Origin of the sequence: Aminipila luticellarii, from assembly GCF_004103735.1 — a bacterium.
GTDB classification, from domain to species: domain Bacteria; phylum Bacillota; class Clostridia; order Peptostreptococcales; family Anaerovoracaceae; genus Aminipila; species Aminipila luticellarii.
Window position 1 is genome coordinate 2,032,014 of the sequence record NZ_CP035281.1, and the last position, 22,179, is coordinate 2,054,192.

At 43.3% G+C, this 22,179-nt stretch carries 14 protein-coding genes, 2 pseudogenes, 1 CRISPR repeat array and 1 riboswitch; of the genes and pseudogenes, 5 read left to right on the plus strand and 11 right to left on the minus strand.

Features of this window, described 5'->3' with window-relative positions:
- Window positions 1-2: 2 nt before the first annotated feature.
- Window positions 3-389 carry a BlaI/MecI/CopY family transcriptional regulator gene (locus tag EQM06_RS09390; RefSeq protein ID WP_128746191.1) on the minus strand — a complete coding sequence of 129 codons (387 nt, stop codon included), beginning with the start codon at window positions 387-389 and terminating at the stop codon, window positions 3-5.
- A 160-nt stretch (window positions 390-549) separates the two neighbouring features.
- On the opposite strand from EQM06_RS09390, the gene EQM06_RS09395 reads away from it, so the two are divergent.
- Both EQM06_RS09395 and EQM06_RS09400 read left to right on the plus strand, forming a co-directional pair.
- Entirely contained in the window at window positions 550-2,274 is a 1,725-nt protein-coding gene (locus EQM06_RS09395) for a S8 family peptidase (protein WP_230974950.1), read from the plus strand.
- Between the two features lie 49 nt (window positions 2,275-2,323).
- A complete protein-coding gene (locus EQM06_RS09400; protein WP_230974951.1) occupies window positions 2,324-4,012 on the plus strand; it encodes a S8 family peptidase in 1,689 nt (562 codons plus the stop codon).
- Here EQM06_RS09400 and crcB (EQM06_RS09405) read toward each other — a convergent pair.
- The 5 genes and pseudogenes from crcB (EQM06_RS09405) to EQM06_RS09420 all read right to left on the minus strand — a co-directional run bounded on the left by crcB (EQM06_RS09405) (window position 3,994) and on the right by EQM06_RS09420 (window position 6,550).
- Window positions 3,994-4,368 carry a fluoride efflux transporter CrcB gene (crcB, locus tag EQM06_RS09405; protein WP_128746192.1) on the minus strand — a complete coding sequence of 125 codons (375 nt, stop codon included), beginning with the start codon at window positions 4,366-4,368 and terminating at the stop codon, window positions 3,994-3,996. The genes EQM06_RS09400 and crcB (EQM06_RS09405) overlap by 19 nt on opposite strands.
- Window positions 4,361-4,753 (minus strand): fluoride efflux transporter CrcB, encoded by a 393-nt coding sequence (crcB, locus tag EQM06_RS09410; protein WP_128746193.1) that lies wholly within the window; start codon window positions 4,751-4,753, stop codon window positions 4,361-4,363. The genes crcB (EQM06_RS09405) and crcB (EQM06_RS09410) overlap by 8 nt, the downstream gene beginning before the upstream one ends.
- A gap of 19 nt (window positions 4,754-4,772) precedes the next feature.
- The gene (locus EQM06_RS09415; protein WP_269140044.1) at window positions 4,773-5,147 is read right to left on the minus strand and encodes a DUF190 domain-containing protein; all 375 of its coding nucleotides are present in this window, start codon (window positions 5,145-5,147) and stop codon (window positions 4,773-4,775) included.
- Window positions 5,133-5,351: pseudogene (locus tag EQM06_RS13260) on the minus strand (DUF190 domain-containing protein); the annotation flags it as partial. The pseudogene EQM06_RS13260 and the gene EQM06_RS09415, both read right to left, overlap by 15 nt.
- Window positions 5,352-5,491: 140 nt before the next feature.
- Window positions 5,492-5,591: riboswitch (Fluoride riboswitch) on the minus strand.
- Between the two features lie 71 nt (window positions 5,592-5,662).
- On the minus strand, window positions 5,663-6,550 hold the full coding sequence (locus EQM06_RS09420) for an aldo/keto reductase (RefSeq protein WP_128746195.1): 888 nt from the start codon (window positions 6,548-6,550) through the stop codon (window positions 5,663-5,665).
- A gap of 238 nt (window positions 6,551-6,788) precedes the next feature.
- Here EQM06_RS09420 and EQM06_RS09425 point away from each other — a divergent pair, with 238 nt between their 5' ends.
- Entirely contained in the window at window positions 6,789-8,642 is a 1,854-nt protein-coding gene (locus EQM06_RS09425; protein WP_128746196.1) for an AraC family transcriptional regulator, read from the plus strand.
- A gap of 71 nt (window positions 8,643-8,713) precedes the next feature.
- On the opposite strand, the gene EQM06_RS09430 is transcribed toward EQM06_RS09425, so the two are convergent.
- The 4 genes from EQM06_RS09430 to EQM06_RS09445 all read right to left on the minus strand — a co-directional run bounded on the left by EQM06_RS09430 (window position 8,714) and on the right by EQM06_RS09445 (window position 15,064).
- Window positions 8,714-10,225 carry an amino acid permease gene (locus EQM06_RS09430; RefSeq protein WP_128746197.1) on the minus strand — a complete coding sequence of 504 codons (1,512 nt, stop codon included), beginning with the start codon at window positions 10,223-10,225 and terminating at the stop codon, window positions 8,714-8,716.
- Between the two features lie 59 nt (window positions 10,226-10,284).
- Window positions 10,285-11,220 (minus strand): glycyl-radical enzyme activating protein, encoded by a 936-nt coding sequence (locus EQM06_RS09435; RefSeq protein ID WP_128746198.1) that lies wholly within the window; start codon window positions 11,218-11,220, stop codon window positions 10,285-10,287.
- Between the two features lie 12 nt (window positions 11,221-11,232).
- Window positions 11,233-13,602 carry a glycyl radical protein gene (locus EQM06_RS09440; RefSeq protein WP_128746199.1) on the minus strand — a complete coding sequence of 790 codons (2,370 nt, stop codon included), beginning with the start codon at window positions 13,600-13,602 and terminating at the stop codon, window positions 11,233-11,235.
- Window positions 13,603-13,804: 202 nt separating this feature from the next.
- Window positions 13,805-15,064: an Nramp family divalent metal transporter gene (locus EQM06_RS09445; RefSeq protein WP_128746200.1), complete on the minus strand. Its 1,260-nt coding sequence runs from the start codon at window positions 15,062-15,064 to the stop codon at window positions 13,805-13,807.
- Window positions 15,065-15,273: 209 nt separating this feature from the next.
- Between EQM06_RS09445 and EQM06_RS13505 the strand changes: the two genes are divergently transcribed.
- The gene (locus EQM06_RS13505) at window positions 15,274-15,561 is read left to right on the plus strand and encodes a transposase (protein ID WP_408608671.1); all 288 of its coding nucleotides are present in this window, start codon (window positions 15,274-15,276) and stop codon (window positions 15,559-15,561) included.
- A 41-nt stretch (window positions 15,562-15,602) separates the two neighbouring features.
- Window positions 15,603-16,196: pseudogene (locus tag EQM06_RS13510) on the plus strand (IS3 family transposase); the annotation flags it as partial.
- Window positions 16,197-16,253: 57 nt separating this feature from the next.
- Window positions 16,254-21,722: direct repeats of the CRISPR family, unit length 33 nt; unit sequence ATTTCAATCCACACTCCCCTTGCGAGGAGCGAC.
- A 166-nt stretch (window positions 21,723-21,888) separates the two neighbouring features.
- Here the strand turns inward: EQM06_RS13510 and cas2 are convergent.
- Window positions 21,889-22,179 carry a CRISPR-associated endonuclease Cas2 gene (cas2, locus tag EQM06_RS09455; RefSeq protein WP_128746201.1) on the minus strand — a complete coding sequence of 97 codons (291 nt, stop codon included), beginning with the start codon at window positions 22,177-22,179 and terminating at the stop codon, window positions 21,889-21,891.

The window sequence follows — 22,179 nt, forward strand, 5'->3', positions numbered from 1 at the left end:
GGTCAGTCCCCCTTTGTTGTTTTATCAATAAATTGCTGTAATTCCGTAAGATCTTCATCGTTTATGGCATTGACTTTATAAAGAGATGCGACAAAACTTGTAAGGGAGTTGCCGTACAATTTTTCTAAAAAAGTTTTTCCCTCATTTTCAAGATATTCCTGTTCACTGATTACAGCAGCATACACATTGTTTTTACCCTCCCGTTTACTCGTAATAAATCCTTTTTCTGCAAGCCGAGCCAGAAAAGTCAGAATGGACGTAATCTTCCATTGCTTTTTATCCTTAAGTTTTTCGCTGACATAGGCGGAAGTAACGGGTTCCTTCGCTTCCCATATAATCATCATGATCTCCAGCTCCGAATCAGGCAGACGCCTTCTTGTATTACTCATATTCTCACTTCTTTCTACATTTGAAGAATAACTATTAATTTCATTCTACATTTGAAGAATGAAATTGTCAATAAATTAAATATATTTGCAAAAATTTTTAATATGCAGAATACAATGTATTCCATATAAATAAGATGCATATATTTGAAGTATATTATTTTTGCCCAAACAGTCAAAAGGGAGGTGCATTCTTATCCCGGATGATATTTTATTTTCATCAGATATTGTTGACTTCACCATAAGAAAAGATGCTTATTACGCACCCTTGATACTATCGAATCCCAAACTAATCGCCAGTCACACCGTTGCAGGTCTTTATGTCATCTGCTATGTATACGTAAATGATTTCCCCGATATGGTTTATTATATGGGTTCTGATTTTATAAATAGTATTTCAAATGTTTTTGGGCTTACACAGCAGCCCGCTTTGGAGGATTCCGGCATTATACAGGTTCAAGAGCAGCCGTATCTGAATCTGAGGGGCAACAATGTACTGATTGGTTTTGTGGACACCGGTATTGACTATACGCAGTCTGTATTTAAATATGAGGATGGAACCAGTAAAATTAAATTTATTTATGATCAGAGTATTCCGGGCACACCGCCTGTCGGATTCCCTCTGGGAACCGAATATACCAACGAACAGATCAATGCGGCACTGTCAGCAGATAATCCGCAGGAAGTGGTGCCGCATGTGGACACAGCAGGGCACGGCACATTTTTAGCTTCCGTAGCTGCCGGACGTCCTGTTGAGGACTATATCGGGGCTGCCCCTGACTCTGAAATTATCATGGTAAAATTGAAAAAATCCTATCCCTTTTATCTGGATCATTACTACGTTCCGCCGGAGCAGGAAAATGCCTTTTCCTCTACCTCTGTCATGCTCGGTGTGGAGTACATCTTGCAAAAAGCGGAGGAATTGAATCGCCCTGTAGTTTTATGCATTGGCATCGGCTCCAATTACGACAGTCATGACGGAGAATCTCTTTTAGAGGATTATTTATTCAATACTTGCAGTATACCGGGCGTCTGTACTTGTATCTCAGTTGGAAATGAGAGCCAGGCAAGGCACCACTTTTTTCAGCAGATCACGCCAAATGAGGCACCTGTCAATATTGACATAAGAGTGGGGGAAAATGCAGGAGATATTTTTGTTATTATTATGAATAAATATAGTGACAGAATTTCTGTTTCCGTCCGCTCGCCTACTGGGGAACTGATAAGCCGTGTTCCCGCCAAAGCGGGGCGGACTTCTACGACTCAGCTGATCCTAGAACGCTCCGAGGTCAGCGTGTCCTACTATTTTCCGGTGGGAGGCAGCGGAAATCAAGCTACTATAGTAAGAATACGAAACGCCACTCCCGGCGTGTGGACCATTATCGTCTATGGGGACATTATTATAGACGGTCAAATTAACGCATGGCTGCCGCTGACCGGTTTTGTTTCCCCTACTGTGGAATTTTTATCCTATACCCCTTATACCACCATCACGTCGCCTGCCATCAATCTGGGTCCTATACGCTGCGGAGCTTATAACAGCTTCAATAACAGCCTTTATCCGAATTCTTCCTGGGGGCCAACCAGACATTCGCAGGATGTACCGGATTTTGTGGCACCGGGATATCAGGTGGGCGGATTCTTTCCTACGGGATATGGCACGATGAACGGTACCAGCGTATCTGCTGCCATTACGGCGGGAGCCTGTGCCTTGATGCTTCAATGGGGGATTGTAGACGGTAATGATTCAGGGTTTAACACCACTGCAATCCGAGCTTACCTGATTCGAGGCTGCCGGCGCAGTGATACCATACAATATCCGAATGTGCAATGGGGTTTTGGCACACTGGACTTGATGCAATCCTTTGTCTACATGCGTCAAGTCTGAATCATGCTAAGCATCAGCCGACAGGCTGAAAGCAGGAGGTGTATTTTATTTGAATGAGGATATCCTATTTTCTCCGGATGTCGTGGATTTTATGATCCGAAAAAGTGCTTCCTATGCGCCGCAGATACTGGCGCATCCCGGACTGATCGCAGCACACTCCATTGGCATGTATTTTATCTGTTATGCAAAAACGGAAGATTATCTGGAGATGATGGAGTATGTGGGGAGCGATTACATCAATACCGTTCCCACCATTCTGGGTCTTCTGGACCGCGCAAGTCTGGAAGCTGCCGGCATCATTCAGGTCCAGCAGCAGCCATACTTAAACCTGAACGGGTCAAATGTCTTAATCGGATTTGTGGATACCGGTATCGACTATACACAGCCTGCTTTTCGATATGAGGACGGGCGGAGCAAGATCCGGTTTATATATGACCAAAGTATTCCGGGAAATCCTCCGGAAGGCTTTCCCCTAGGAACTGAATATACCAATGAAAATATTCAGACGGCTTTATCTTCCGATACTCCATACGAGGTAGTTCCCCATATGGATACCGCAGGTCACGGTACCTTTCTGGCTTCTATTGCTGCGGGACGGCCCGCTGACAATTTCACAGGTGCCGCTCCTGATTCAGAAATCATTATGGTGAAGCTAAAAAAATCGTACCCTTTTTATCTGGACCGATTTTGTGTACCGGAGGAACAGGAAAATGCCTTTTCGGCTACTGCTGTTATGCTGGGCGTTGAATACATTTTGCAGAAAGCGGAAAAACTGAACCGGCCGGTGGTCATCTGTATCGGTCTCGGCTCCAATTATGACAGCCACGACGGCTATGGTATTTTTGCGGAATACTTATATAATATTTCCAACAACCCGGGGGTTTGCTTATGTATTGCTGTCGGCAATGAAAGCCAAGCAAGGCATCACTTTTCTCAGCAATTTTCCTCGGACGGAGCTCCTCAAAACATTGATATCATGGTAGGAGAAAATGCAGGAGATATATTTGTTCTCATAGGGAACACAATCAGCGACCGGATTTCCGTATCGGTCCGCTCCCCAACAGGCGAACTGGTAAATCGAGTCACTCCCATATCCGGATATACCTTTAATTCTCAGCTCGTGCTGGAACGCTCGCAGGTCACCGTATCCTATTACTACCCACTGGAGGGAAGCGGAGATCAAATCACGATCATCCGAATTCTGGATGCCACTCCGGGTATATGGACAATCACGGCGTATGGGGACATCGTACTGAACGGCAGTCTCAATGCCTGGTTACCTTTAACAGGCTTTGTTTCTCCCACCGTGGAATTTTTATCCTCTACTCCTTATAACACCATTACCTCTCCGGCCAATGCTCCCGGTGGTGTACACTGCGGCGCCTACAACAGTTTTCGAAACAGCCTGTATCCGAATTCTTCTTGGGGCTCTACTATATTGCCGCTGGATTTGCCGGATTTTGTGGCTCCGGGATATCAGGTAGGCGGCTTCTATCCAACCGGTTATGGCACCATGGATGGCACCAGTGTGGCAGCGGCCATCACGGCGGGAGCCTGCGCCCTCATGCTTCAATGGGGAATTGTGGAAAGCAATGATTTAGGGTTCAGTACTCCCCTGATCCGGGCTTATCTGATTCGGGGGTGCCAGCGTACCGACGTCATGGATTATCCCAATCCCCAATGGGGCTTTGGAACGCTGAACCTGTTGCAGACCTTCTTCTATATGCGGGAACTGTAAAAAGCATGTCCCGCATAAGCTCCCAAGAAAACTGCAAAAACAGATATTACACAGGAGCACAGTACATATACTGAGAGTTTCCCATATTCCTTCTGCTGAAATAACGTAACGTTTTCCATCTCAAAGGTGGAAAATGTAGTAAAACCTCCAAGGAATCCGGTTCCAAGCAGCAGCTGATCTAAATTGCCCGGATGAGAGGCCAATAAGCCGCCCATTAAAAAGCAGCCCGCCACATTAATAAACAGGGTGGATATGGGAAATTCTGTAGAAAAAGCCTTTTTAATAAAAGAAGATACTGCAAATCTGCATACCGCTCCGAAGGAGCCGCCTATCATGACTATCAGGGATTCAAGCATTTTCTTTCAACTCCTTTCGGGTTATCAGCCTATTGCTGACGTAAACGCCTAAAGCAGCTGACAAAAATCCTCCTATCAGGTTGGACAAGATATAAGCAGCTGCCGTTATATACTGTTCTCTCAGAAGCAGATCCATAACCTGTGCACTAAACGTTGAAAATGTGGTAAAAGAACCGATCAATCCGATCCCTATGCCGGTAATAAGGGAATGGGAAAACCTTGAAACCGTGGCTAAATATCTTAGGGTGATTGCCAAAAGAAAACTCCCCAAAATATTAATACACAAGATGTCATATGGGAAGTCCCCTGTTTCAAAGGTTATGCTTATCCAATACCGGGCAGCAGCACCAATTGCTCCAAATACAGCAATATATAAATAATACATTTTATTCTCCTAAAGTCCATTATCTGTTAAGTATTACCTGAACCGGAAGGGTAAAGATTACCCCATCCGTTACAATTTGTTTTAACTCTTCCAGTATTCCTGAAAGCTGCTCTCTCTCCACCATACACTCTATCACAAGCGGCAGATTTTCGCTCAAAGGAAACAGATGCTGGCTATATATGACATGATCCCTTCCATAACCGGCTATGCCTTTGGTTACCGTAGCCCAGAGAACATTCTTCTCTTGCAGGAAGGTCAATATTTTTTCATACTCATCCTTTTTCAGCAATTTCTTCTTATTTTCTCTGGTATATACCTTTATGACAAAATATTCGTGCTCCTGTATTTCATCTTCCTCCAAGCCTTTTGTTATACTGATCTGTCCGTGCTTCATCAGTGATTTCAGTCCTCCTTTCACTTTGTCAGCCAATTCTTTAGGAATGACTGTCTCTATGATGATGGGTAAATTATTAAAATAGGCGTCTTCCAATATATCATACTGGATACTGCCCTGTTCATCTATTCCGGCGTTTCCCCTTCGCATAGTGACACCGGGTATTTCATGCTCCCACAAATAATTCAATACCGTCTTAAAGGTCTGCTCCCGTTTTTCATGCTGTTACTCATTTACAACAATTCTCATTAAATACATGTCCATTCCATCGGATTCCTTCCCTTTTTATTCAATAGGAAATATCGTTTCCTATTGAATAAAAAAAAACTCCTACATAGTGAAATACACCTGTAGGAGTCATCAGCTAAAAAGCGTTTTTGCGATCCTGCATACCACATCTGGGCACGCAGGACTTCAAAGGCGAACTCCATCACCCTTCAATATCAAGCTTATAGTTCATATTACCATTGATGAAGAAAAATTTCAACTAATTTTACTTTTGCTTTTACTTTGCTTTAATATTTTTCCATATCTATTTTTTCTGTTGGTGCCGGAAAGGATTTGGAAAGCTGCTCCAGATCCTCCTCCGTCAGGATGATACGGCTTGCCGCCGCATTTTCCTCTATGTGCTCTACTCCCACCGCCTTTGGAATGGCAACCATATCCTCCAGCCTTAAGACAAAGGCAAGTAGCAGCTGAACTACTGAAATCCCATGCTTTTTTGCTACCTGGCAAACATTTTGATCCTTCATCAGTATGGCTTTTGATATGCCGTCTTGGGTGGTCAAGCCTCCTGCCTGGCCTACCGGGCTGTATGCCATAAAAGGAATCTGCCGTTCTCTTTGCCAGTGAAGCAGATCATACTCAATTCCCCTTGTCCCCAGATTATATAAAACTTGATTGGTGCTGCATTGATTGCCATCCGGTACCTTCCACAGATCTTCCATATCCTCCACATCAAAATTTGAAACGCCCCACCGCTTAATTCTGCCTTTTTGTTTCAAATCCTCCATGCAGTATACCATTTCAGAAAGGTCGGTATCTTCTCGCCAATGCAGAAGATATAAGTCCAGATAATTCGTTTCCAATAATTTGAGAGAGCGTTCCAGACTGCTGTAAATATGTTTTTTACATGCGTTCTTCGGGTAGACCTTGCTGACCAGATAAACATCTTTTCTTTCAACGTTTCTTATGGCATTGCCGACGATATTTTCCGCTTTGCCGTCTGCATACATTTCAGCCGTATCGATCAGGGTCATTCCCATATCAATTCCATGCCTGAGACCGTTTATTTCCCTTTCATAGTTGGAATCATCTTCTCCCATTAACCAGGTGCCTTGGCCTAACTTAGGCATATAGGAGCCATCCGGCAATTTTACTCTTTGTTGCTTCAATATTTCCATGTTTTTCAGCAGCCTCCTTATTTTCCTGTTTGTTCTACAGAATAAACATTCTTTTCCACTGTACGCCAATTATTTTATCATATGTCCATTATAATTTCCATTTGATTCAGAAGCAGCCAGAAGCTTGCGATAAAAATTGATTTGTTTGCGAATAAACCGTTCCGTTTCTCACAACATCTTCCCTCATTTCGGTTATAATGAAAGTAATCAGTTTTAAGAAGTAGATTGGAGTGCCATTATGTTACTGGAGAAAAACTTCTATCCCGATGATTTTCCAATGAATATCCGTATTGGAAACCTCAAAGAATATCCCATTCATTATCATTATGACATTGAATTTGTTTTTGTCCTCAAGGGCGAAATCAAGTTAAAAAACGGGTATTATACCTATACTCTGAAAGAAGGAGATATCTTTACGAACAATGGCCATGAGGTTCATGCCATATACGAAGGCCTTGGGGAAAATATAGTTGCGGTGATTCAAGTCAGCAATCTGTTCTTCACGCAATACGTTCCCGATTTATGTAAAAGCTGTTATAGAACGTATACGGCAAAAGAATATGATCCCCGCTATGATAAATTAAAAAAGATGCTCTTGATGATTCTTTTAGATTACCTGAAAAAGAGCAGGAACTATGAGCAGCAGTGCATCCATTCTATGTTAGAATTTATCCAATATCTCAACAGCAATTTTAATTTATTTGCTTTTGAAGATCAAGTGGTTGTCCAAGTAAAGAACAATAACGCTGTCCTTATGGAGAGGATGAGCAGGATCATAAACTATATTTACGAAAATCATTCAGAAAAAATTACATTAAAGGATCTTGCCAAACTGGAAAACCTGAACGAATACTACATTTCTCACCTCATCAAAGAATTCACCGGCATGAGCTTCCGGGAATTATTGTGCTTTGCACGGGTGGAATGGTCGGAAATCTATCTTCTGAATACAGATAAGACCATTGCTTCCATTGCCAGAGAGGTGGGCTTTTCCACCACGGCATTTTATGAAACCCACTTTATAAAATGGTTCAAAAAAACACCGGAAGAGCACAGAAAAATCTATGCTCCCATGGCGAGCAATATTCGTTCTACACAATTTGATATCATTCCAATCAACCAAGCAATCCATATCATAAAACAGAATTTATCTTCCATGAATTCACAGGATAAAAACACCAATCAAGTACAGAAGCTATCCCTTGATATTTCTGTGGACGCAGCAGCTGAACCGCTTCGCACATTGGAGCCTGAATTTGAAATAGCCTTAACACCGGCGGGCTATGATACCTTGGGGATAAGATTGTATGATCATCTGTCCAATTTTAATTGTAAGGAAGTCACCATTAAAACAAACTCTTCCAGTTCAGACAGTCCGGTATTTATTCTGAAACGCGAACTGGAACAAAAAGGATACAAAACAGCTGTCAAATCTACTGAGGTTTTAAATGGCTTCACGTCATTTGGTTTAGATTCGGCTGCCCATGGGATTCACATTTTAAAAGAGAACCTATTTGGTCAAAATAAACGGATTTCCATCAATCTCATAGATTTGGGAGACAAAGAAACCATTCTCAAGGGAATGCCTTCCATATTGACCTCAGGTGGCATACCCAAGCCTTCCTATTATGCTTATTGGCTGCTTTCTATACTGCGGGGCACCCTCATCTGCCGTGGAAAGCATTACGCGGTCATACGCGCTTGCGGAACACATCCGGATTACTTTATTGTAGTCTTTAATTATAATGAAGAAATAGACAGGCTGTGTACCAGAAATGCTACGGTTCACGAAACACAGGACGTGCTGCATAGCTTTAATGATCAGCTGGATATTCATTTCATATTGAACCATTTATCAGGAGACTATCTGATATCCCGTTATTCTATAGACCATCACAACAATCTCTTTGATTATATGTCAAAGCTGAATTTCCCCGACAGCTTGAACTTAAGCAACCATAAAACGGCACTTTTATATACCGTACCTTTTTTAGAAATCTATACGGAAAAGGTAACACAGGATCTAAACCTTCATATTTCATTGAATGGTCTGGGCATTCAATTCATCCGGATACAACAGCATCTATCCTAGCTCAGCTGTCCATTATACCGAAAAAGCGGCGGCTCCTTGCGAGCCGCCGTTTAAAATATCATACCTATTTATCAATCCATTTCAATGGCTGATATGGAATGTCTGTCTGCGCCTTCCGGCGGTGTGAAATCCATATCCTCATATCTTACCCATTTTGTGTGTTTTTTCTTTTTATATCCGAAGAAGAAGATAAATCCAAGAGGAATCAACCCATAGCTGGTAATAAAATTAAACCAACTAAAGTCCGAGAATACCCAATAATTACATGTAATCAAAACGAAAGTGCAGATTGTAATGGAAAACAAGGTTCCATACGGATAACATGGTGCTTTATATTTTAATTCATCTAAGCTATGTCCCTGTTTGATCCAGCCCTTTCTGAATCGATAATGAGCCAGACTGATAGTCAGCCAGTTGACTATCCCCGCAACTCCGCAAAGATAGTATGCAGCTGTATAGGCAACCCCATCGCCGACAAGGGAAGCGATAAATGCAGAGGAGGCAATAAGTCCGGTTAAAACGATTGCTCTCACCGGCACCCCTTTATTGTTTAATTTTGCAAAATAGCTCGGTGCCGCCCCCTTTTTAGCCATGACCTGAATCGTTCTCGATGCACAATACAAGGAGGCATTTCCGCAGGATAATACGGAGGTCAAAATAACAGCGTTCATAAGGGAAGCTGCCGCAGCAAAACCGGCATTTTTGAATACAATCGTAAACGGTGATGCCGCAATGTTATCTTCCGCTGCATCAAGCAAAGTCGGTTCCGTAAAAGGAATTAAGGTTGCGATGACAAGAATTGCTCCAATGTAAAAAATTAAAATTCTCCAAAATACACTTTTGATTGCCTTGGGAACATCCTTGGAAGGATTCTCGGATTCGGCCGCCGTCAATCCGATTACTTCTGTATTGGAGAAGGAGAAAGCGGCTACCAGGAAAACTAAAATCACGCCGCCTGCACCATTGGGGAACGGAGCTTTTCCGGCTTCTCCGCCGTCAAGGACCCAGTTTGAAAATTCCACTTCATGTCCGCCAACGCCCATAATACCCGCAATCATCAGTACCCCGACAATTAAGAAAATAATGGTTACAACTACCTTTATACCGGCAAACCAATACTCTGCTTCACCGAAGCCCTTGACTGAAAATAAATTAATAGCCATCAAGATTGCCAGAAACAACATGGCCCATAACGAGGAATTTGTGCCCGGAAACCAGTACTTAATAATAATGGAGCCTGCAATCAACTCTGCCGCTACCGTCATAGCACAGCCGAACCAATACGACCACCCATTCATAAAACCCCATGCCGGATCAATAAAGCGATCGGCGTAGGCAGTAAATGCTCCGGGCACCGGAAGTTCCGTTGCGATTTCGCCTAAGGCCGTCATCATAAAATACACGACAACGCCCATAATTGCATAAGCCAGAACAGCACCGCCGGGGCCTGCATCATGGATTGTGCCGCCCATGGCCAGAAACAGCCCGGTACCAATGGTACCTCCAATAGCTATCATAGTGAGATGTCGGCTTTTCAAGCCTCTCTCCAGGTTCTCTCTTTCGTGAATTCCATCCTTACCCATTGGTATTCTCCTTTCAATGTTTATCTAAAACATCCGATTATTTCGATTTTCCAAAGTAATTAGATTTTCCCCAGAATCTCCACTTCCATTGCTGCCTCTTCCTCAAAAAGCTTCTTAATTTCTAAAACATATTCCTCCGACGGCGGTTCATATCTCTGTTGAACTCCTCCGATTCGATTCATTTTAGATAATCCCAAATCATGATAAGGAAGTAACGTCACACTCTTTATGTTATTTTTTTTATAGAAATCACTTGTCTTTTTCATCATCTCCCAGCTGTCATTCATCCCTTTTATCAAAGGCATTCTCATTACAATTTTTCCAACGACTTCAGGTATTTGAGTCAGTCTGCATAGGTTTTCCAGAATTTTCGTATTTTCCTGTCCCGTATACGTTACATGTTTTTCATTATCCATGAACTTCATGTCATATAAAATAAAATCAACGTTTTCTTTTCTTGACAGCTTTTCTAACACATTCCCATCACCAAAGCCTGATGTGTCAAGGCAAACGTTGATTTCTTTCTCTGCGGCCTGATCCACAAGAGCCTCCACAAAGCGAGGGTGAGACAGCATCTCACCTCCGCTTATGGTCAGCCCTCCGTTTGTATGATCATAAAAGCCTTTATCCTGTGCAACCTGATAGAGCACCTCTTCTACCGTCATATGTGTCGCTACCGGCTGCAAGCCTTTGGAATAACAGACCTCCGTACACGTCAAACACTTGCTGCAGGCTTCTCTGTTAATCCGGATACGACCTTGCTCATCGAGGTAAATGGCTTTGTCCGGGCAGGCAGGGATACAATAACCACATTGGATACAGCTGTTGGGAGATTCGATGACCTCCTGCTCAAAGCTAATCAGCTCAGGATTGTGGCACCATACGCAATTCAGCGGACATCCCTTTAAAAAAACCGTGGTTCGGATTCCCGGTCCATCCTCCGTTGAAAACTTTTGAATGCCTCCTACCAATACAGATAAAGATTCTTTTTTCATACTTTCTCCTTGCTAGCTAATTTTCAAGTGAGCTGTTCTGTCGATAATCGTGTCCTGTGCCGCCTTATCCAGTTCTGTAAAGTACGCCATATATCCGGCCACTCTGACCATCAGTCCTTTATAATCTTCCGGCTTTTCCTGTGCTTTTCTCAAAGTCTCATCATCCACCACATTAATCTGGATATGCTCTCCGCCGTGTTTAAAATACGTTTTTATCACACCTTCAATCGTCTGGAGTCCCTTTTCTCCGGAAATTCCTTTGGGATCAAACCGTATATTGAACAGAGCTCCGTCATGGAATTTTTTCTGATCGATTGCCGCTACCGATTTCACCGTTGCCGTAGGACCGCATATATCTCTGCCCATAGTCGGAGAGGAATTATCGCAATATGGCTGACCTGCCAGTCTTCCGTCCGGAGTAGCTCCGCATACTTCACCATGGGAAATATTTACCGTCTGGGACAAATTGCAGAAGGAATAATGTCCGTGTCTGGAGTCTTCCCACTGCTGTACGGTTTCGGCAACAAATCCCAGAATATCTCTGGCAACGCCATCCACATACTCGTTGTCATTACCAAATTTAGGCGGTTTATTGATCAATAATTGTCTCAATCTCTCATTGCCTTGGAAATTATTATCCAAAGCTGTAATTAATTCATCCATGGAAATAGTTTTATCTTTGTATACCACTTCTTCTATAGCAACCAATGAGTCTGCCAGATTTGCCGCTCCGGTAATGAACATTCCAGCTGTACTGTATTTTGCTCCGCCTTCCTGAACTGATTTTCCTAATTCAACGCAGCCATCCACTGCCATGGAAGCAAAGATGACCGGCAGCCTCAGCATGTGGTAAGGAACCATTAAATCGTATCCGTCCTTAATCATCTGATAGAAGTAAATAAGTTGTTTTTTAACGGCTTCTGTCAATTCTTTGACGTCTTTAAAATCCTTTGCCTCTCCTGTTTGAAGACCCAGCTGTTCACCGGTCTTTGGATCTCTTCCGTTATGGAGCACCAGCTCTAATACCTTCGGCGCATTTACATATCCCGCGTCGGGAGAGCTGTCTGTAGTTCCGCCTCCGGGTGCCGGCTGTATGCAGCCTACAATGTTCCAATCTCTGGCTTCTTCCATGGTGCAGCCCTTTCCCAGGACCATTGGAATCGCTGCATCGTCATTAAAGAATCCGGGGTTTGCCATTCCCGCCTGCATCATTTCCGCACCCTTTCGGAAAAGTTTTTCCGGCGTTCCCTCATGTACTCTGACTGCGAGAACCGGTTGGGTCGTCTGAAGATCAGATCCCGCTTCCAGACACAGATAGGACAAATCATTTGTTGCGTCTTTTCCGTCCGTAGTCTGTCCGCCGACCATCAGAATTTCCCACATTGGATAGCCCGCAAAGGATTTGGAATACCATCGGTCTCTGACCTCATATACCTCGCAGCACTTCAAATAGAAGCATTCAATTAATTCCAGTGCTTCTGCTTCCGTTATTTTTCCGGCTTCAAGATCTGCTTGATAGAACGGATACATATATTGGTCGAATCTGCCGAATCCGCACGCCGTGGTAGGTGCTTCAATATGGAAGGCAACCTGAATGAACCAGATCATCTGCACAGCCTGATGGAAGCTTTGAGGCGGATTTTCCGGAACAACTCTGCAATTTTCCGCAATCTGCATCAATTCTGCTTTCCTCTTTTGATCCGTGCACGCTCCGGCTTGTTTTTCGGCTTCCTCCGCCATACGGTGTGCATACGTGATCATGCCTTCGCAAATGATGATACAGGCTTTCCAGAAATCCACCTGCTCCTGCTTCTCTTTCGTTCCGCCCTTGACTCTGTCAATATTCTCCCGGCATTCTGCGATAAAGCCTCTTAGTCCTAAGTTCAAGAATTTTTTGTGATTAGGCGTGGTTTCTCCCGATACGCCGTTTCTGCATCCCACAGAAATCAAATCCTTTTGCCTTGCATTTTCGATATAATCCGGAAGGATTTCAGGAGCTAGGTCTTCAAGCGCTCTGCCTTTCCAATACTTCAAGGTTTCCAGAATAGTCTCCCGATCTTCTGGCTTAATGTTATACGGATCGGTCTTTCTGACTGGAAAATCATCTATATCTTCTATCAGCCATGAACTGGATGTGTACTCCGGAAATAAATTGGCTCCCCGATATTCGTTAGTTGGGGTTCCCACAATCAGCTCATCCGCAAGAACCAAGGTCGTCATATTTTCCATGACATATTGCGCAATCCTTGCTCTAAAAATTGGAATGGCATCACCCGCAAATTTTTTGTGCGCCTCTGTTGCCAGTACCAGTCTCTCCGCAGTAATACTTGGAGTGGTATCAAAATATTTATTTTTCATTCTTTGAAGTCTTTCGTTTAACATCTCAAACCTCCTGTTCATGATGCATAAGAAATAATTACTATTTTACTGTATCATATGATTTACTTAGGTCGAACTCAACTATTTGATTGTTTAAAAAGTTAATTTGATTGCGATATAGTATAAAAAACGACAGAAAACGACAAAAAGAGCTGAGCACAAGCGATTTTATTCGCTTGTGCTCAGCTCCATGTTTTTTTATTTTCTATACCAGACTGATCAGCAGCATAATATTCAATATCGAGACCACAATTCCTATTATTCCAAGAAGGATCTTATCCAGCCAAGTATTTTTGTATTTTCCCATCACCTTGGCAGAGGACGTCAGATATATTTGCAGAAACACCGTGATGGGCAACTGGATACTCAACAGCATCTGAGAATAAATCAGCCCTTTAAAGGGATCTGAGATTAAAAAAATGGCTGCTGTGGCAACTGCGAAAATTCCTCCCACACCTACCTTCGTATGAAGATCCTTGATGTCATAGGGTTCCTGAAACATTCCCGCAATAATGCTGCCTCCTGCCATTCCTGCCGTTGTCGTCGAAGCCAGGCCTGCCATTAAAAGCGCTATGCCGAATATGACAGCAGAAGCCTGTCCAAGCAAGGGTTGAAGTAACTGTTGTGCCTGTCCAAGCTCACTGACCTGAATATTTTTTGCATGAAAGGCCGCCGCCGCCAGAATGATCATGGCACTGTTGATGGCCCAGCCGATAAGCATAGAAATCAACGTGTCTCCAAATTCATATTTCAATTGTTTTTTTATGACAGCGTCGTCCTCCTTGTTCCATTCGCGGCTCTGAATAATTTCGGAATGCAGAAACAAATTATGGGGCATGACTACAGCCCCCAAAACTGCCATAATGATGGGCATGGAGTTGGCGGGCATACTGGGAGTCACAAAGCTTGCTGCGGCTTCCCCCCAGTTGACGTGGACAATGCTGAGCTCATATATAAAGGAAACCCCTATAATGGAAACAAAACCAATGATCCACTTTTCCAGCCGCTTATAGGAGCTGGAAAACAGCATCCAGGTAACAAAACCGGCAACAATCAAAGACCCCAGCCTGATAGGAATTTTAAACAGCAATTCCAGAGCGATAGCTCCTCCCAAGATTTCCGCCAGAGCTGTAGAAATCGAAGCCAGTACTGCGGTAGACAGCAAAATCTTTGAAAGGGCGGGTTTGAGATGCTTTGCAGTGGCCTCTGAAAGGCAGTCCCCGGTAACAATCCCCAGATGAGCAACGTTATGCTGCAGTAAGATCAGCATAATGGTGGAAAGCGTGACCATCCAGAGAAGCTTGTAGCCATAGTCTGAACCCGCTGCCAGATTAGAAGCCCAATTTCCGGGGTCGATAAAGCCTACCGTTACCAGCAGTCCCGGACCAATATATTTGATAAAATCCTTTGCCTCTTTTACCGGATCGTGTAATTCTCTGTTAAATTTTTTCTGAAACCAATTCATGTATATGTCCCCCTTATAGCATTCTGTATGTATTAATTTTAACATTATTTCCCTTAATGTGAAACAAAAATTAACAAAGCTGAGTACAAGCGATTTAGTTCGCTTGTGCTCAGCTCCATGTTTATGGGGATTGATATGGATAGGCTACAATAAGTTGGACAGATATTTTAAGGTCATGTAAAATAAAAAGTAGAAAAGGAGTTACTATCATGACCGAAAGAAGAAAGCCTCGTTCCTATACAGATGAATTTAAGCAGCAGCTAGTTCAACTGTATCAGAATGGAAAACGTAAATGTGATATCTGCCGTGAATACGATATCGCCACCTCATTGCTGGATAAATGGCTTAAGCAGTCTGCTGCCTCTGGTTCTTTCCACGAGAAAGATAACCGTTCCACAGAGCAGCAGGAGTTAATGGAACTGCGTAAACGCAATAAACAATTGGAGATGGAGAACGACATTTTAAAACAAGCAGCGCTGATTTTAGGACGAAAGTAAATGTGATAAAAGCAAACGCCCACAAATACTGTGTATCAGCAATGTGTAAAGTCCTAAACATTCCAAGAAGTTCTTATTATTATGAAGCAAAGCAAAAACCACAGGAGGACAATCTGGTTGCCCAAATCCGGGAGATATTCCGGCAGAGCCGGAATAATTATGGTACCCGGAAAATCAAGGTGGAGCTTTTCAAAAAGGGCTTCGTAGTATCCCGCCAGCGCATTGGGCGGATCATGAAACAGGAAGGGCTTGTTTCTTCCTATACGGTGGTACAATATAAGCCGCATATTGATAAATGCAATGAATCCAAAGTGCATAACATAGTAAACCGGGAATTTTCTGACCAGCCGCAATATAACGTAGTAGTCAGTGATTTGACCTATGTAAGGGCAGGAAACAGCTGGAATTACATCTGTGTGCTTGTTGATTTGTTTAACCGGGAAATCATCGGTTACAGTGCAGGAAAGAACAAAGATGCTGCACTGGTAAGCAAAGCTTTTTCCAGAGTCAATGTTAATCTGGATAAAATACAGATTTTCCATACAGACCGTGGAAATGAATTTAAGAACAAGACTCTGGAGGAAACACTTGAGACCTTTCACATCCGCCGTTCTTTGAGCATGAAAGGCTGTCCCTATGACAATGCAGTGGCAGAAGCAACATTTAAAATCATCAAAACCGATTACTCCAAAATTTCAATCCACACTCCCCTTGCGAGGAGCGACGTCTTTATCATCCTCATAGATTCCCATCAGCTCTATTTCAATCCACACTCCCCTTGCGAGGAGCGACGATCATCCCCAGCTAAATATAGCAGTTTGCTTTTTTCATTTCAATCCACACTCCCCTTGCGAGGAGCGACACACACTCAAAATGTGAAAAGAGGTGCTAAAGATGATTTCAATCCACACTCCCCTTGCGAGGAGCGACTTGCAATTGGTGTTGCTAATATGGGAGATGGTACATTTCAATCCACACTCCCCTTGCGAGGAGCGACTCACCTCTTGGTTCCATGTTATGCCGATAAAAATATATTTCAATCCACACTCCCCTTGCGAGGAGCGACTACAAAAGTCATTTGTAAATTTATGTGATTTAAAATTTCAATCCACACTCCCCTTGCGAGGAGCGACTTTTAATATATTTGTCGTTGGTGCATCCAGTTTGTATTTCAATCCACACTCCCCTTGCGAGGAGCGACGTTTATTCGCTTGGTTAGTGCTTCAAAGTCTGAAGTATTTCAATCCACACTCCCCTTGCGAGGAGCGACGGATAACTTATGATTATCTGTGGATAAGTATAGTATTTCAATCCACACTCCCCTTGCGAGGAGCGACTAGAATCCTCCATAGACAACGGAGTACCGCAACCATTTCAATCCACACTCCCCTTGCGAGGAGCGACCTATGCAGTTTATTCCGCAACAAGGCGTATACGAATTTCAATCCACACTCCCCTTGCGAGGAGCGACAGTTCTGGATGTGTAATTGATAAACCTGTCAGTATTTCAATCCACACTCCCCTTGCGAGGAGCGACTCGTAAGACTTCACCAACTTGCTCCATGTTATGACATTTCAATCCACACTCCCCTTGCGAGGAGCGACTAATTCTTCGGCTTGCTTAATCCATTGTAAAAAGATTTCAATCCACACTCCCCTTGCGAGGAGCGACGTAATTCTTCGGCTTGCTTAATCCATTGTAAAAAGATTTCAATCCACACTCCCCTTGCGAGGAGCGACCGTAAGACTTCACCAACTTGCTCCATGTTATAACATTTCAATCCACACTCCCCTTGCGAGGAGCGACGAAACTAGATAAACACAATCTAAAATGGACATTTATTTCAATCCACACTCCCCTTGCGAGGAGCGACTACAAGATACAGAAGACAATATAATTCAAGTTGATTTCAATCCACACTCCCCTTGCGAGGAGCGACTGTAAACAAAATATAATTTTAATCAAAGTAAATATTTCAATCCACACTCCCCTTGCGAGGAGCGACATAATACCATAAATAAAAACTATTGTTATAATAATTTCAATCCACACTCCCCTTGCGAGGAGCGACAATTCTTCGGCTTGCTTAATCCATTGTAAAAAGATTTCAATCCACACTCCCCTTGCGAGGAGCGACCTTTTAATATTTTGTAATGTTGAATTTGAACAGATTTCAATCCACACTCCCCTTGCGAGGAGCGACGAGCCTTCTTGTGGTATTGGTAATATTGCAGATATTTCAATCCACACTCCCCTTGCGAGGAGCGACACTAAGAGAACTAACTCCGTGATTCTATCAATACATTTCAATCCACACTCCCCTTGCGAGGAGCGACTTACATTCATGTTTATACCTCGTCATTCTCATTATTTCAATCCACACTCCCCTTGCGAGGAGCGACAGTCGATGCTCCGAAGTCTGTTAGTTTAAAGCCATTTCAATCCACACTCCCCTTGCGAGGAGCGACATCGCCGGACTTGTGTTCTTTTCTTCGTTACTACTATTTCAATCCACACTCCCCTTGCGAGGAGCGACTTACGGCTAATGAATAACACGCCCGTTTCATACATTTCAATCCACACTCCCCTTGCGAGGAGCGACACGATGTATAATTTTATTTTAAATATGTGGGTTATATTTCAATCCACACTCCCCTTGCGAGGAGCGACGGTATCGTTCATTTAAAGGGGCGCATTTCGGGAGATTTCAATCCACACTCCCCTTGCGAGGAGCGACATATGGATCCTAAACTGGACGGGGAGGTCATAGAATTTCAATCCACACTCCCCTTGCGAGGAGCGACATTATAGAGGAAGAGAGCGACCGACCGGAGCAAAGATTTCAATCCACACTCCCCTTGCGAGGAGCGACAAGTTGCGTCGGTTTCTTCCCCGTCTATTCGTAAATTTCAATCCACACTCCCCTTGCGAGGAGCGACACAAATTCATTTATGATTGACGTTACCGCAATCGATTTCAATCCACACTCCCCTTGCGAGGAGCGACGGATTTTTTAATACTTCCCCCGATGGTTGGCTTATTTCAATCCACACTCCCCTTGCGAGGAGCGACTCGGACTAATGGCTATTACATTTATTGTTTTCGCATTTCAATCCACACTCCCCTTGCGAGGAGCGACTGACGCGCACCCTATGTCTGCTATCACTAATTTAATTTCAATCCACACTCCCCTTGCGAGGAGCGACCTTTACTTGTGGCACTAAAGTTTTTAGTGGAAAGTATTTCAATCCACACTCCCCTTGCGAGGAGCGACGGTATCGTTCATTTAAAGGGGCGCATTTCGGGAGATTTCAATCCACACTCCCCTTGCGAGGAGCGACGTGTTTACGCGCCGTAACTGACGCGATAAGACCATTTCAATCCACACTCCCCTTGCGAGGAGCGACTCTGTTGCGCAGCTGCACGCACATCTGGATTGGTATTTCAATCCACACTCCCCTTGCGAGGAGCGACAAAGCATAATTTATTGCCATCTGCTTCACTGACTGATTTCAATCCACACTCCCCTTGCGAGGAGCGACTATATAGAAAGAGGTGTCCAAAATGACTGTGAATTTCAATCCACACTCCCCTTGCGAGGAGCGACATTGTTACCTTAATTCAACAGGAAGTTGAAAGAATTTCAATCCACACTCCCCTTGCGAGGAGCGACTGTATCATCTTGTTGGCTTTTCATAACAAAGGTATTTCAATCCACACTCCCCTTGCGAGGAGCGACAAAATAAAGCCGTAGATAGCTTTTTAAACATGTGATTTCAATCCACACTCCCCTTGCGAGGAGCGACACAAAGGATTCTGGTTGTAGTGCTACTTCATCAAAATTTCAATCCACACTCCCCTTGCGAGGAGCGACGAGGAAAATTTAAAAGCACTTGGAGCAATTCCAATATTTCAATCCACACTCCCCTTGCGAGGAGCGACCTTGGCTGTATAGGCTGCCCTATGAGTACAAAGGCATTTCAATCCACACTCCCCTTGCGAGGAGCGACAGACCTATAACCTTTCGAGAGGCCAGCGACTTTATATTTCAATCCACACTCCCCTTGCGAGGAGCGACAGAACCATTAGTCGCACAGCAGATTATAGATACTATTTCAATCCACACTCCCCTTGCGAGGAGCGACTTTAGCCATACGGCTCACCTCCTTTTATGTAATATTTCAATCCACACTCCCCTTGCGAGGAGCGACCATCTTCATTTGCAATTCTTCTTAATTCTCTTATATTTCAATCCACACTCCCCTTGCGAGGAGCGACCTGTATTGTTTTGAATTATTTTTGTATAAACAAATTTCAATCCACACTCCCCTTGCGAGGAGCGACATATTAGTCATCATTACTTTAATTAATTCTATAATTTCAATCCACACTCCCCTTGCGAGGAGCGACTAAAATCACCTTCCCAATAACCTTTATTGTAACCATTTCAATCCACACTCCCCTTGCGAGGAGCGACACCTAACCTCCATTCTAAATAATAAAAGGGAGGATTTCAATCCACACTCCCCTTGCGAGGAGCGACTCTATTAAAGTAGCATTATAAGCAAGCAATTCTTATTTCAATCCACACTCCCCTTGCGAGGAGCGACTTCCTGCAGCTCCGTCATATCCACCCCCGACTAAATTTCAATCCACACTCCCCTTGCGAGGAGCGACACCATATATTTTGTATAAATTGTATTTGTGGCAATTTCAATCCACACTCCCCTTGCGAGGAGCGACATTTATAAATTCATCCACCGAATCTATTTCAATTGATTTCAATCCACACTCCCCTTGCGAGGAGCGACTAGTGATGAGCACACAAAATATCATACAGCTCTAAATTTCAATCCACACTCCCCTTGCGAGGAGCGACAATTATAAACCATCAGGAAAAATATGTAAACAATATTTCAATCCACACTCCCCTTGCGAGGAGCGACCTAATTTCACCTCACTTTTAATCATTATAACATAATTTCAATCCACACTCCCCTTGCGAGGAGCGACGCAATCTCCTGCACCTGTTCTAATCTAGTGCAAGATTTCAATCCACACTCCCCTTGCGAGGAGCGACCTTTTAAGAGAAATTAACGATTTAACACAAACTATTTCAATCCACACTCCCCTTGCGAGGAGCGACGCGGCTTTCTCTTGTAGGGCTTGGATGGCTAAGCTATTTCAATCCACACTCCCCTTGCGAGGAGCGACTATAATGTATTTAGATAAGTTCGATAAGTTCATGATTTCAATCCACACTCCCCTTGCGAGGAGCGACGTAGTGGAAAATTGCAATTAATCCCAAATAAAATTATTTCAATCCACACTCCCCTTGCGAGGAGCGACGCCTACAAGGCTATCCTCTTTATACACTCCAACAATTTCAATCCACACTCCCCTTGCGAGGAGCGACAAAGCAATAATTAAAGATAAAGAATGTATTTTTAAATTTCAATCCACACTCCCCTTGCGAGGAGCGACACTATCAACTAATAAACCACTTTCTGTTCCAATAATTTCAATCCACACTCCCCTTGCGAGGAGCGACATTAGCTTTCATAGCTGAAGTCAACATATCTAATATTTCAATCCACACTCCCCTTGCGAGGAGCGACCTATACACCACTTAACAATATATTTACTACTATGATATTTCAATCCACACTCCCCTTGCGAGGAGCGACTCCTTTAGAGCGTGACCAATAAGTAATTTTACATATTTCAATCCACACTCCCCTTGCGAGGAGCGACATATAATACACCTTGTAAATGGTCGTATTCATGCTATTTCAATCCACACTCCCCTTGCGAGGAGCGACGTAGACTGGATTACAGAAATTGCAGGGGAACAAATTTCAATCCACACTCCCCTTGCGAGGAGCGACCTTTTCTAGTTCGATTTCTCTTTCAAGCTTTTCAATTTCAATCCACACTCCCCTTGCGAGGAGCGACACGTATCTCAATCTCTGTTACAACTTCCATTACATATTTCAATCCACACTCCCCTTGCGAGGAGCGACTTCATCTAATGTTTCATTTAAACTGTTCCCACTTTATTTCAATCCACACTCCCCTTGCGAGGAGCGACCATTAGCATATTGTCAATCTTTAACATATATGGATTATTTCAATCCACACTCCCCTTGCGAGGAGCGACCGCAAGACTTGCTCAAAAAAATAGTTTTTAAAAGCATATCTTGTGTTTGGCAGATTATCGGTTGCCCAATAATGCCGAGTTCACAGAGAAAACTTTTGGACTTCTGGTGCGAACCTTTCACCGATTTCATGTTCGCTTGTGTTTCGCACCAATTCCACCTACCACTCTATATGATTAAATCTCCTTCTAAATCAATACTAGGTTTAGCCCCAATATGAATGACTTTTTCTGAGTAATTATTACCCAGGTTATAAAATCGTAAGCTGTCTTCTTTTGTATTAATAATTGTTTTCAATTCGTTTTGCAAATTGAGATATTGACTCCAGTCAATATTGCACTCAAAGACTGAATTTTGAACACGCTGTCCGTATGACAAACATTTTTTTGCAACATGCCTCAGCCGTTTTTTCCCTGCCATGGTTTCAGTTGAAACATCATAAGTTACTAATACAAGCAT